12 protein-coding genes are annotated in these 14,165 nt (G+C 36.9%); all 12 read left to right on the forward strand.

The window, feature by feature from the left end; all coding sequences use genetic code 11:
- The first annotated feature begins 20 nt into the window (after positions 1–20).
- Positions 21–1,034 carry a Fic family protein gene (locus CGC52_RS05915; protein WP_095893725.1) on the forward strand — a complete coding sequence of 338 codons (1,014 nt, stop codon included), beginning with the start codon at positions 21–23 and terminating at the stop codon, positions 1,032–1,034.
- Positions 1,035–1,066: 32 nt separating this feature from the next.
- Positions 1,067–1,612 carry a hypothetical protein gene (locus CGC52_RS05920; protein ID WP_188111507.1) on the forward strand — a complete coding sequence of 182 codons (546 nt, stop codon included), beginning with the start codon at positions 1,067–1,069 and terminating at the stop codon, positions 1,610–1,612.
- Between the two features lie 54 nt (positions 1,613–1,666).
- Positions 1,667–3,001 carry a UDP-N-acetylmuramoyl-L-alanine--D-glutamate ligase gene (gene murD, locus CGC52_RS05925; protein WP_095893726.1) on the forward strand — a complete coding sequence of 445 codons (1,335 nt, stop codon included), beginning with the start codon at positions 1,667–1,669 and terminating at the stop codon, positions 2,999–3,001.
- A 10-nt stretch (positions 3,002–3,011) separates the two neighbouring features.
- A complete protein-coding gene (locus tag CGC52_RS05930) occupies positions 3,012–4,253 on the forward strand; it encodes an FtsW/RodA/SpoVE family cell cycle protein (protein ID WP_095893727.1) in 1,242 nt (413 codons plus the stop codon).
- 116 nt (positions 4,254–4,369) lie between these two features.
- On the forward strand, positions 4,370–4,801 hold the full coding sequence (locus CGC52_RS05935) for a hypothetical protein (RefSeq protein WP_095893728.1): 432 nt from the start codon (positions 4,370–4,372) through the stop codon (positions 4,799–4,801).
- A 12-nt stretch (positions 4,802–4,813) separates the two neighbouring features.
- On the forward strand, positions 4,814–6,040 hold the full coding sequence (locus CGC52_RS05940; protein WP_095893729.1) for a hypothetical protein: 1,227 nt from the start codon (positions 4,814–4,816) through the stop codon (positions 6,038–6,040).
- A gap of 26 nt (positions 6,041–6,066) precedes the next feature.
- Positions 6,067–6,891: an RHS repeat protein gene (locus CGC52_RS05945; RefSeq protein WP_095893730.1), complete on the forward strand. Its 825-nt coding sequence runs from the start codon at positions 6,067–6,069 to the stop codon at positions 6,889–6,891.
- A gap of 155 nt (positions 6,892–7,046) precedes the next feature.
- Positions 7,047–7,826: a hypothetical protein gene (locus tag CGC52_RS05950; protein ID WP_232751797.1), complete on the forward strand. Its 780-nt coding sequence runs from the start codon at positions 7,047–7,049 to the stop codon at positions 7,824–7,826.
- Positions 7,827–7,896: 70 nt separating this feature from the next.
- Positions 7,897–8,040, forward strand: coding sequence for a hypothetical protein (locus tag CGC52_RS11220; protein ID WP_157909110.1), 144 nt, complete (start codon positions 7,897–7,899; stop codon positions 8,038–8,040).
- A gap of 111 nt (positions 8,041–8,151) precedes the next feature.
- Positions 8,152–11,010: a leucine--tRNA ligase gene (leuS, locus tag CGC52_RS05955; protein ID WP_095893732.1), complete on the forward strand. Its 2,859-nt coding sequence runs from the start codon at positions 8,152–8,154 to the stop codon at positions 11,008–11,010.
- Between the two features lie 73 nt (positions 11,011–11,083).
- Positions 11,084–13,015, forward strand: a complete 1,932-nt coding sequence (locus CGC52_RS05960; RefSeq protein WP_095893733.1) for a class I SAM-dependent DNA methyltransferase — start codon at positions 11,084–11,086, stop codon at positions 13,013–13,015.
- Positions 12,999–14,159 carry a restriction endonuclease subunit S gene (locus CGC52_RS05965; RefSeq protein ID WP_198540553.1) on the forward strand — a complete coding sequence of 387 codons (1,161 nt, stop codon included), beginning with the start codon at positions 12,999–13,001 and terminating at the stop codon, positions 14,157–14,159. Before CGC52_RS05960 ends, CGC52_RS05965 begins: the two co-directional genes overlap by 17 nt.
- Positions 14,160–14,165: the final 6 nt, after the last annotated feature.

Below are 14,165 nucleotides of genomic sequence, written 5' to 3' on the forward strand. Positions count from 1 at the left end.
ATAATAAAATTCAGAGCAAAATGGATATTTTCGAGGAGTATCTGCAACAAGGAGAACCCAATAAGCGCGAAAAAGCAAACGCTTGGAATACTGCTATTGGTTTACAAGAGGTTGATGGCATAAAACCATCGGACTATCTGATAAAAACAGCAAAGCAGAATATTGAAGGAAATATATCTATCGAAGAAGCGAAGCAACAAATAAACAACTACTATCAGCAGCAAAACTCTAAAAATGAAGAAAATCGCACAGAAGAGGCTGATAAAGTTTCTGTTCGCATTGCCGAAATATTAGGCGAAAATACTTTTTCATTCTCGCCCATAGAATATATGAGTATTCACCGTCGATTGTTTGAAGGGATTTATCCACACGCGGGAAAAATCCGTACCTACAACATTACCAAAGCCGAATGGGTGTTAAATGGAGAAACCGTGATTTATGCAAGTGCCGAAAATTTAAAACAAACGTTGGATTATGACTTTGCTCAGGAAAAAATATTTAGCTACAAAGGGTTAAACAAGCAACAGATTGTTGAGCATATCGCACATTTCATTTCTTATCTGTGGCAAATACACATTTTTGGAGAAGGAAATACGCGGACTACGGCTGTTTTTCTTATAAAATACCTTCGAAAATTAGGATTTAAACAAATAAATAATGATATGTTCGCTCGTCATTCGTGGTTTTTTCGTAATGCTCTTGTTAGAGCTAATTATGAAGACTTGTCACAAGGAATACATAAAACCGATGTTTTTTTAATCCGATTTCTATCGAATTTACTTTTAGGAGAAAATCATATGCTTAGAAATCGAGAAATGCACGTTCACTTTGAACCTGTAAACACACAAAATGAACCTGTAAATGACCCTCTATTGTTGCTCATTCAAAAGCAGCCAAATATTACTATCAAGCAAATAAGTGAAATTTTAAAAATAAGTATTAGTACAGCGAAAAGACGTATCCAAGCATTTAAAGAAAAAGGAGTTATCTATCGCGTGGGGAGTGACAAAACAGGTATTTGGAAATTAAAGTAAAAACGATTAATTATTTTAACATAAAAGAAAAAATGAAACAAAAAATACTATTTATCATACTTTGTGCAAACATTTTTGCCTCGTGTGAGAACGTCAATCAATTGGTAAATAACATCAGTAACGAAATATCGGAAAGCTCTGAACGCATTGAGACAGAAATTTCTAAAAGTACAAACCAAATTAAAGACGAAGTTTTAAAAAATGTCAATTTGGAAGCCATCACCAACGAGTTACTGAATGTTAAACATCTGGAAAGTATTGAAAATGTAGCTTTAAAAGTAGTTGAATATCAAAATATTGCCGAAAGAATTTCTCTTCTGCAAGAAAACATCACCACAGGAGAGTTAGGAGCATTGGAAATACTCGCAATCACGCAATTTACTAAAAATGCTCAGCAAGAACTTATGAAATTGAAGGAAGGAAATACCTCAATTGAAACCAAAAAGAAGATAGATTCTCTTTTAATTAACTATGAAAATGTTTTAAACAACTATTCTCAGCAAAATATAAGGGGAAATAGTGAGTTTAATAATCGTTTTCAGGAAGATATGGAAGAAGACGAAGACTTTGATAACTAACTTAACAATCAATGTATGAAAAATGACATCGATTTATAGTTCAAAATATAAAAAATGAAAAAATTAGTAATTTTAGGAGGGGGCGAAAGCGGTGTTGGAGCTGCAATTCTTGGTAAAAAGAAGCATTGGGATGTGTTTCTGTCCGACAAAGGCAAGGTAGCAAACAAATATGCTGAGGTACTCAATCAACATACCATTCGATGGGAGGAAAATAAGCATACCGAAAGTGAAATCCTCTCAGCAGATTGTATCATAAAGAGTCCAGGAATTCCTGATACGGCAGAAATCATCAAAAAAGCAAAGGAAAAACATATCGAAATCATTTCCGAAATTGAATTTGCTTATCGCTACACCAAAGGGAAGATTATTGCCATCACGGGTAGCAACGGAAAGACCACCACAACCAGCCTAACGTATCACATTCTGAAAGAAAGTGGACTTAATGTGGGCGTGGCAGGGAACATCGGGAAGAGTTTTGCTCAAATGGTAGCAGAAGATGATAAAGAATATTATGTATTGGAAATCAGCAGTTTTCAACTGGACGGAATTACGAGTTTTAAGCCGCACATTGCCATTTTACTGAACATCACCCCCGACCATCTGGACAGGTATGACTATAAAATGGAGAATTACATCGCATCGAAATTCAGAATTACTGAAAATCAGACCGAAGATGATTATTTCATTTACGATGCTGATGATCCAGTGATAGAGCAATGGCTTGAAAAAAATCCCATTAAAGCAAAAAAATTGCCTTTTTCATTGGAAAAAGAAATTAAACAGGGTTCTTATAATCACAAAAATACAATAATAATTACGATTAATAATCATATAGTAGAGATGAATACAGAAGAAATTGCAATTAAAGGAAAACACAACGTGAAAAACTCAATGGCAAGTTCCGTTGCCTCACATCTTTTAAAAGTTCGTAAAGAAAAAATTCGCGAAAGCCTAAAAGGTTTTATTGGTGAACCACATCGTCTGGAATTTGTTAAAACAGTGGAAGGAATCACCTATATAAACGATTCAAAAGCAACCAATGTAAACTCCGTTTTCTTTGCTTTGGACACAATGAAAACGCCCGTAGTATGGATTGTTGGCGGAGTGGACAAAGGGAATGATTATTCTCCTTTATTGCCTTACGTTCACGAGAAAGTAAAGGCCATTGTATGCTTAGGAATTGACAATAATGCCATTTTACAATCTTTTGGCAACATTATTCCCAACATAGTGGAAACAAAAAGTATGGAGGAAGCCGTAAAATACGCTCGTAGATTTGCCACTGTAGGAGATACAGTGTTATTAGCTCCCGCTTGTGCAAGTTTTGACCTATTTGAGAACTATCAAGACCGCGGAAATACGTTTAGAAAAGAAGTAGAAAAACTATAAATAAATTCAAATGCAAAAGTGGATAGCACAAAACATTAAAGGAGATAAGGTTGTATGGGCTATCATATTGGTATTCACATTACTATCTTTCTTGGCGGTCTATAGTGCCAGTACTAATTTGGTTTATGTTGTGGGCAAAGGAACAACCTTTGGACATTTCATAAAACACGGATTTTTGATGGGAGTTGGATTCGTGATCATCTATTTGGTACACAAGGTTCCTTATCGATTTTCACGACCTATTTCTAAAATAGGAATTGTCTTGGCAGCCATATTTTTGGTTTTTGCGGCTGTGAAAGGAACAGTCATTGCGGGAGCTAATGCGAGTCGTTGGATTGAGGTTCCATTCGTGGGAGTATCGTTTCAGCCTTCAACCTTTGCTTTTGTTATGATTATGATTTATGTGGCTTCATATTTAGCAGAAAATTTCGAGAAAAAACCTACATTTTCAGATAGTTTTTGGCCCTTATGGATGCCTGTTGGTGTTACTATAATACTCATTGTTCCATCAAATCTTTCCACTTCGCTGTTGGTTGCTTTTTCTGTGATTATACTTACTTTCATCGGGAAACTTCCTATGCGAAATATTTTAAATTTTCTATCAATTTGTGCCGTAGGTGTTGTTATGTTCTATATAACAGCAAAAGCTTTTCCAGAACTGCTTCCGAGCCGAGCCTCCACGTGGATCAGTCGTATTGACTCATTTACCGATAGCAATGAAAATAGTAGTGGAAGATTTCAAATTGAACGAGCCAAAATGGCAATTGCTAAAGGAGGTTTTTTAGGCGAAGGAGCAGGAAAGAGTACCATGAAAAACTTTTTACCACAGAGTTCATCCGATTTTATTTATGCAATCATTACGGAAGAATATGGCTCTTTCGGAGCTTTGATAGTGTTGTTGCTCTATATGTTACTACTATTCCGAATTATGGTGATTTCCATGAACGCACGGACGGTTTTTGGTCAGTTGTTAGTTTTGGGGATGGGATTACCCATTATTTTTCAGGCGTTTATTAATATGGGTGTTGCCGTTGAAATATTCCCTGTTACGGGGCAAAATCTTCCTCTTATCAGTAGCGGGGGTACTTCAATTTGGATGACTTGTCTTGCCTTAGGGTTAATTCTTTCCGTGAGTACATCAAAACGCAATAAGGAAGACAATCTTGAAAAAGATAAAAACATTGAAGATGTAGAAGAAGAATTAGCTGAGGGCATCATCAAAGGAATTCATAAAGGAAATGCTGAAAAGTAGTTTTTTTAGGATACAAATAAAAATTTTTTTCTCCATTTGTCTTCCAAACCTCTATGGATAGAGTAATGTTTTATTAAAAAATTACAAGATTAAATAACAAACAAAACCAATTGATAATGAAACAATTAATAACTATCGTAACATTTTTACTCTCCTTACAAGGATTTTCACAAACCATCATTTCGCAAACCTATTACGAAGGCACTATCGGAGGGGACTTGAAAGTGGGATTTTACCTTGCCATTAAGGAAACGGGATGTCCGACCACCTATGCCCAAGCCTATTACAAATACGAAAAATCCAACGAACGCATTTTGTTGGAGTCTTTTATGGATTTTAACGAAGAACGATTTACTTTCGTAGAATTTGGAAATACAGGCGTTTTGCTGCTCCATCGCAAAGGCGACACCTTGGAAGGACTTTGGATAGCCCCTGACGGCAAAAAACAACTCCCGGTGAAACTCAAAGCACTACCACAATCCCAAAAAAGTTACGAGCGTATGGAAGACCATTACGAGCGACTCCATTACGAATCACACGACTGTTAAACACCTGAATCTATGAGAAATATATTATTTCTATTACTGTTATTACTTTGTTCTTGCGATTTTTCTTCAAAGAAAAAACAAGAAAGCAAAGAGAGCGTTTCAAATAATGAAATATATGAAAGTGAGGCATCTAACAATGATTCAATAACAGAGGTAACGTATATCCAATCATTTTTTAATGAAGATTTACCCCTTGAAATTCATCAAATAAGCGAAAAGGAATTTCATACCGCTCAATCCAAAGCAATAAAAAGCGACCCGATTCCTAAAATTACAAACTTTGCTCAGGCAGAAAAACATTTGAAAGACATTGTAACATTTAGAAAAGATAGGGATTGGACACACTTTCCGCAGGAAATTCGTTTTCGTAACGGAACCAAGCTCGACACCATTTATGATTTGTTGAACGAAATTGGTTTTGTCGCTTATTTTCCTACTGAAGACATCGTACTTTTCGAGGGAGGGCATAGCTCTGATGTAAGTTTTAATCTCTCCAATGGCAAACAAACCGAAGAAGTCGGTAACCCTGAATTTGTGGTGGCTTCGCCGAATAATAAAGCTCGGTTAAATGGTTTCTACGGAGGGCAAGAATGCGTGTTTTATTTCATTCAGCAGTACAAAAATGGTCAGTGGCAAAAAACCATCAACTTAGACCATATTTTTGAAAAAATTACGACAAAAATGCTTTGTAATCTCAGTGCTTTTTGGGCAGATGACACTACCTTGTATCTTGCACATCCCAATTATGACGAGCAGGGAACAATGGAATTTATCCATTACAAAATCATTCTAAAACCTACCATTTCTGATGTAACGTGGTCTGATTTTCCGACCGTTTCTTTTCCTAAAAAAGAACAAACCAACGCCGATAATTACGATTTGTTACCCGCATTAAGTGCTAATCAAGCCCGATTATTGCTTTCAGGATTGTTTCCTGATGCGGAAAATTTTAAACGCGTTTATAGCGTACCTTTCTCGGACGATTTTACTTCCGTAGTGGTGGCTTTTCAGCAGGGAGAACATCAATTTTCAACGATACTTTTTAATTTGGATAAAAACAATCAAATTATTGATTATCTTTTGATTGCTTATGATGAAATTGCCGAAAGTGCCGTATTTACAGAGTCTGTTTTAAACAAAAATTCGATTGTTGTAAGAAAAGAATTTTACGAAAATGTGATAACTTTTACCTATGAAATCAGTCCGAAAGGGGAATTTGTTTTGAAAAAAGTAAAATAAATCACAGGTAAAAACAATCGAATGCAATGAAGAAAATAATCACACTCGCACTAATTTTCGTAAGCGGAATGCTCTTGGCACAGCAATACAGACCGCTCTCCGAACAGAAAAACGGACTGATACTCTCAAAATTAGATTGGCAAAACGACCTACAATCCGAAAACCTCAAAGGAAAAATAAAATCAATCGAAACTTATTTTTACAACGAAGGTTCGCTTTCTCCGCAGGGAAAAGAATTTATGAAGCAGGAAAAACGATTTTTTGAATTGTTTACCTACAACCCACACGGAAACCTCACTGAACACTATCCCCCACACGATTCTATTCCCGTTGTTTGGAAGTATAACCCAACCCATCAGCCGATTGCGGTGAGCAGTCGTTGGGCAAATATTCAGTATTTTTATGAAAACGGACTACTTATGGGAGCTGTTTTAAAGACAGAAAATACCGTTACCGAAAGTAAAATTATCCTTAATGAGAAGGGAAACGTCATAAAACAAACGCTTTCCCGAAAAAAAATATCAGTAGGAGAGCATAATTTGGAATATGATGAAAATGGCTATCTTTCTAAAATTCAGGAAGTAAGTCCGCTCGGAATTTTGGATATTCTCTATACTAACGATTCACTCGGAAGGGTTTTAAAGGAAACGATACTTGAAAACGATGCGGTTGTAAAAACAAAAACGATGCAATACAACCCCAATGGCGATTTGATACAGGAAATAGACGGAGCATATACCAAAACATTTTCGTATGAGTATGATAATCAAGGTAATTGGATGCTTCGATATGAATACATTAACGATAAACGAACGGGCATCACCGAAAGAGTCATTACCTATTATGAATAACGCCTTTTTGGAAACCTTCAACGGAAGCGGTTACATTGTTAAACGGGAGCGTACCTGTTAGTAAATAGGTGCGCTCCCGTTAATCAATAGATACGTATCGGTTGAGGTAATTGGGCGGAAGCATTAAAATAATATCAACTTTTTAACATAGAAAAATGATGAACAAAAAACTAAAAATTCAGCATTTACTGAAATTATTTATCGCTTTGGCGATGTATTCTTGTAGTAACGGACAAACGCCAACTACGTACCACATCGGAAAAATTCCCCAATTGGAACGATTTGAAACGCTGACCAAAAACGAAATCCGTTTGGATTCTTTGAAAAATAAGCACCAAAAGGAAGAACTCCAAATGATGCTTGACGGCAAAGCCTTTATAGCGGAAGCACCCCAAGAGTTTGTTCAAAAAATGATTGAAAAACATAAAATCACTGCTCTGCGATACAAAGACAACCGCAGCCGATATTTTGTTAAAACTTTAGCAAAGGGCAAGGAATATCCGTTTTTAAGCACGGAAGAGGAGCCTTTCACTACCGATTGTACTTGTGTGTTGGACAACGATACCATCAAAATACGAATGGGAATTTGGGTTTTCGGAGGTTTTCAGTTTAATATCAATCTGAGTAAGAACGATTTCCAAACCCTTTATTGGGAAGATACGCACGAGCGAAACACTTATAAACAAACTCTTTCCGATACACTGACGGACAATATCACTCTTGAAATGCAACAGCAAAAACTTATCTTGGCACAAAAGCCCACTTTTACTCTCGGAGAGGAATTGTTGGGGCATCTTACCTTCAAAACGAATGAATTTTATCAACAAGCAGAAGAAATTGATGCGGAAAACAGCCAAGATATGCTAAAAGTTGCTAAGGCGGGAGAGCTTTATTTCCGTTGCCAAGTACGGCAAAAAACGGAGGACGACAAATAATGGTATTGTTGGGGCTTATCGGAATCAGTTATAAACAAATGGACAATGTAGTTGCGGGAAATTGGTATGAATGACAGTATTTTTAAAGACAACGCATACTCCCCATACGATATGGTGCATACTCAAAAATCAATACAAGCAAGATAGTATTTTAAGGCGTTTTACTCGTGGCGATTGGATTTCTTTTAACGACATACTTAGCGATGACAGATAAATTTTCTGGAGATACGTTTGTTAAACATAAAAATATTACTTTTGCATTTTAATCAGATTGTTAACCATTTAATAAAAATTCCCTTTCTTTTGGAGAGGGTTGCGGAGAGAAATGAACTACAACCACAAAGACATCGAAGCCAAATGGCAAAAATATTGGGCAGAAAACCAAACTTTTAAAACAGAAAACAATTCGGAAAAGCCGAAATTTTATGTATTAGATATGTTTCCGTATCCGTCGGGAGCGGGCTTGCACGTGGGGCATCCGCTGGGGTACATCGCTTCGGATATTTTCGCACGATACAAACGCCACAAAGGCTTCAATGTGTTGCATCCGCAAGGGTACGACAGTTTCGGGCTTCCTGCCGAGCAATACGCCATACAAACCGGGCAACATCCTGAAAAAACCACTCGTGAAAACATAGCTCGTTACCGCGAACAGCTCGACAAAATCGGGTTTTCTTTCGATTGGAGCAGAGAAGTAAGGACTTCCAATCCTGATTATTACAAATGGACACAATGGATTTTTATTCAACTTTTTCACTCGTGGTACAACAACACAACCGACAAAGCCGAAAGCATTGATACTTTAATTTGGCATTTTGAGCAATTCGGAACCGAAAACTTAAATGCTGCTCAGACCGAAGAACTTCATTTTACTGACGAACAGTGGAAAAATTATAACGAAGAAGAAAAACAAAACATCTTATTGAATTATCGTTTGGCGTTTCGTGCCGAAACTACGGTGAATTGGTGTCCAGCTTTGGGAACGGTTTTGGCAAACGATGAGGTGGTAAACGGTGTTTCGGAGCGTGGCGGACATCCTGTTTTCCAAAAGAAAATGATGCAATGGAGTATGCGTATTACCGCTTATTCCGAGCGATTGTTACAAGGATTGGATACGGTGGATTGGAGCGAATCCATCAAAGAAAGCCAACGCAATTGGATAGGGAAATCGAAAGGGGCAATCGTTAAGTTTAAAGTTCTAAGTTCAAAGTCCCAAGACCTTGAACCTGAAACTTCAAACGTTGAACATATTACTGTATTTACAACAAGACCCGACACCATTTTTGGCGTAACGTATTTAACTCTTGCTCCCGAACACGAATTGGTTTTAAGCATTACAACCGAAACACAAAAACAAGCTGTTTTGGATTATATCGAAGCGACTTCCAAGCGTTCGGAAAGAGATAGAATGGCGGATACGAAAACCATTTCGGGCGTATTCACGGGAGCTTATGCGGTCTGCCCAGCAACAGGTTATTACTTGCCAATTTGGATAGGCGACTATGTGTTAGCAGGTTACGGAACGGGGGCGGTAATGGCGGTTCCTGCCGGAGATGAACGTGATTATGCTTTTGCAAAACATTTTGCAGGTGCGGAAGGAATGCCTGAAATCATCAATATTTTTGATAAAGATATTTCACAAGGAGCTTATACGGAAAAGGGTGGTTTCAAATTGCAAAATTCGGATTTTCTCAACGGAATGGATTACGAAGAAGCCACCGAAAAAATCCTTGAAGAATTGGAAAAATCGGGAGTAGGGAAAGCTAAAATTAACTACCGACAAAGAGATGCTATTTTCTCGCGTCAGCGGTATTGGGGCGAACCTGTGCCTGTTTATTACAAAAACGACGTACCTTACACGTTGCCGCTTTCAGCCTTACCGTTGGAACTTCCCGAAGTGGAAAAATACCTCCCCACCGAAGACGGCGACCCACCATTAGGAAACGCAAAAGAATATGCTTGGAATGAAGCGGAAGAGAAAATCGTAAGTACTGATTTGATTGACAATCAAACGATTTTCCCTTTGGAACTTTCCACAATGCCGGGTTGGGCGGGGTCGTCTTGGTATTGGCTTCGCTATATGGACGCACACAACGAAAACGAATTTGTTTCGCAAGACAGCGTAAATTATTGGCAAAATGTAGATTTATACATCGGTGGAAGCGAACACGCCACAGGGCATTTATTATATTCGAGATTTTGGAATAAATTCCTTAAAGACAGAGGATTTATACAAGCCGAAGAGCCTTTTCAAAAAATGATAAATCAAGGAATGATTTTAGGAACGAGTGCCTTTGTGTATCGCATCGAGGGTACAAATACTTTCGTTTCAAAAAATCAAATTGGCGACAAAAAAGTACAAGCCATTCACGCCGATGTTTCACTTGTAAATACTTCATCGGAATTGGATATTGAAGGATTTAAACAATGGCGACCTGATTTTGTGGATGCGGAATTTATTTTGGACGAAAACGGAAAATACATCGTTGGTCACGAGGTAGAAAAAATGTCGAAATCCAAATACAATGTAGTAAATCCTGATGATATTTGTGAGCAATACGGAGCGGATACATTGCGTTTGTATGAGATGTTTTTAGGTCCGTTGGAACAGGCAAAACCTTGGAATACAGCAGGGATTACAGGTGTTTCGGGCTTTTTGAAAAAGTTTTACAACCTTTATTTTGACGGCGATACGGTTGCTATTTCTGATGAAGAACCGACTAAAGAAGAATACAAAATCTTGCATACGCTCATCAAAAAAGTGGAGTACGACATTGAGAATTTCTCGTTCAATACTTCGGTGTCGGCATTTATGATTGCGGTAAACGAATTGCAAAAAATCAAATGCAACAAACGAGCGATTTTAGAACCAATGGCAGTACTGATTTCGCCGTATGCACCGCACATTGCCGAAGAACTTTGGGAAGTTTTAGGTCATAATGAAAGCATTAGCCGAGTGCCGTTCCCTGTTTTTGAGGAAAAATATTTGGTAGAAAGCACAAAAGAATATCCGGTGTCGTTCAACGGAAAAGTGCGTTTCAAAATCGAATTACCATTGGATTTACCAACCGACGAAGTAGAAAAAATCATCTTGGCAGATGACCGCACCCAAACCCAACTCGGCGGAAACCCTCCGAAAAAAATCATCGTGGTAAAAGGGAAAATCGTGAATGTGGTGGTGTAGTAAGACGTATCCTTATTCTGATAAATGAAACAAGGGTGGAATATTTTCACCCTTTTTATAAAAGTAATAAGTTGTGGCAAAAAAGATAGAGAAAAATACTGACTTTTGGGTGGCAGATTTACTCAAAGAAGCAGAACTTAGGCAGAGTTTGTCCTCACAAGGAAGTGATATTTTGGAAATAGACAAAGCTTTAAAAACTGCTTCAAAAAAGAAAAATGGCAAAATCGGAAAACCTGAATTCGTAGGAGTTGTTAAGGATTTTCTAATCGTAATAGAAGACAAAGCGGATGTTTCTAATCATATCAAAAGAGATGAAAAAGATTTGATTTGTCAAAGCGTAGAAAGCACAACAAATTATGCTGTAAATGGAGCATTACATTATGGTTTGCATTTGTCAAAACATACCGATTACAAAAAAATTATAGCTTTTGGAGTTTCAGGGAATGAAAAACGCCATAGAATAACACCTTTATTTATTAATGAAAGAGGAGAATATAAAGAGTTGGAAGATGTAGAAACCTTTATTTCTTTTTCAGAAAAAAATATAGAGGAGTATTACATAAAAAACATTCTCAAAGAAAAAACTTCGGAGGAGAAAACCACCGAAGAGATTTTAAAAGATGCCAAGGAACTTCACGAAGATTTACGCAATTACGGAAGTATCCAAGATAAGGACAAGCCTTTGATTGTATCAGGAATTTTACTTGCTCTTGAAGAGATGGAAAAGCAAAATATTACGCTTGACACACTCAATGGCGATCAAAATGATAATGTAAAAGATGGCGATAAAATCTATAATTATATTAAAGCAAGTTTAGACAGAGCAGCTGTTTCTCCACAAGTAAAGAAAGATAAACTATTGAGTCAGTTTTTAGTGGTAAAAGACATTGAAGTCATTAGTAAGAAAAACGACACTTTGGGAAAAACACCACTGAAACATTATACGGAGTTTTTACATCAAAGAATTTACAAAAACATAAAAAGAATTCATTCAGCAGAGGATTATTTAGGGCGTTTTTATGGAGAGTTTATGTCGTATTCGGGAGGCGATGGGCAAACATTGGGGATTGTACTAACTCCTAAACATATTACCGAATTATTTTGCGACTTGGGAGATTTAAATCCTACTGATAAAGTATTTGACCCTTGTTGTGGCACAGCAGGTTTTCTCATTGCAGCAATGCACGATATGGTGCAAAAAACAGATGATGAAACCCAAAAAAGAAATATTCGTAAAAATCAGTTACACGGCTTGGAACTTCAACCTTATATGTTTACCATAGCCACTACCAATATGATTTTACGAGGCGATGGAAAGAGCAACTTGGAACAAGATGATTTTTTGAAAATAAACCCTGCACAATTTCAACTCAAAGGTTGTAATATTGGAATGATGAATCCTCCGTATTCACAAGGTTCAAAGCAAAATCCGAACTTGTATGAAATAGCCTTTACCGAACATTTATTGGATTGTTTAGTGGAAGACGGAAAAGCTATTGTTATCGTTCCTCAATCGTCAATGACAGGTAAAACCAAAGAAGAGCAATCTATTAAAAACAACATTCTCAAAAAACATACTTTGGAGGGGGTTATCACTCTTAATAAAAATACTTTCTACGGAGTAGGAACTAACCCTTGTATTGCTGTTTTCACCACAGGAGTACCACACCCTAAAAACAAACAAGTAAAATTTATCAACTTTGAGAATGACGGCTACGAAGTGCAAAAGCATATAGGATTGGTGGCAACTTCTCACGCCAAGGATAAAAAACAACACCTACTTGATGTTTGGTTTGACAGATTAGATGCCGAAACCAAATTCTGCGTAAAAACTACCATTGAAGCCGATGATGAATGGTTACACTCATTCTATTATTTCAATGATGAAATACCTAGCGAAGCCGATTTTGAAAAAGTAATTGCCGATTATCTCACCTTTGAAGTCAATATGATTACGCACGGAAGAGGCTATTTGTTCAATCCTAAAAATGAAGAGAATGACTAATCTAAAACTTACCGATAGAGAGTGGCAAACATTCAATATGATAGATATTTTTTCTATCAAAGATGGATATTATAATAAAAAACCGCCTTTGGAAAAAAATGGAGATATTCCATTTTTGGGGGCAACACAATATTCTAACGGAATTACAGAATTTTATACTTTGAATAGAATAAAAGAATACGATAAAGTAGGCAATGTATCGGATAAGGATTTTGATAAAAGAATTTTTGAAGGTGGTTGTATTGCTATCACGAATAATGGTTCTGTTGGAAATGCTTTTTACCAACAAAGTGATTTTACTTGTAGCCACGATATTACACCTATTTATTTGAAAGGTTATAAAATGAGTAAGGAATTGGCAATGTTCCTTATTCCTATGCTTATGAAAACAGGTGAAAGTTTTGAGTATGGAAAGAAATGGAGACCTAAACGAATGAGAAGGTCAAAAATCCTACTTCCTGTCAAAATGTCAGTGGGGGGGGGTACGGAGGCTTATACTCCCGATTGGCAGTTTATGGAAGCCTACATCAAACAACAAGAACAACCCAAAATACGAGAGCTAATGGAACATTATAGTAACAAAGCTCTTGAAATACTTACCACAGGAGGGCTAAAAGACAGAGCGTGGAAGGAGTTTTCCTTTTCGGATATTTTTACTAAAATACAAAGAGGAAAACGCCTTACGAAAAGCAATCAGATAGAGGGGAATATGCCTTATGTTTCTTCAACAGCAACCAATAATGGTGTGGATAATTTTATTGCCAATTCTGAAAATATCAGAATGTTTGAAAATTGTCTTTCTTTGGCTAATAGTGGTAGTGTAGGGTCGGTATTTTATCATCATTATACTTTTGTTGGTAGCGACCATATTACCGCTTTGGAATTGGATAAACCCAATAAGTATGTGTATCTTTTTCTTTCAGGGGTAATCAAACGATTAGAAGAAAAATATTCATTCAATAGAGAAATAAATGATGTGAGGATAAAAAGAGAAAAGATTCTTCTCCCCATCGACCAAGATGAAAACCCCGATTGGCAATTTATGGAAGATTTTATGCGAAAAATAGAACAAGATAAAGTGAAAACCATTTTGGAATATTATCAAGATATGACAAAATGTCAGTGGGGGGGGGGTAAATCGTAAAGTACA

This window comes from Capnocytophaga sp. H2931, assembly GCF_002302535.1.
GTDB lineage: Bacteria > Bacteroidota > Bacteroidia > Flavobacteriales > Flavobacteriaceae > Capnocytophaga > Capnocytophaga canis.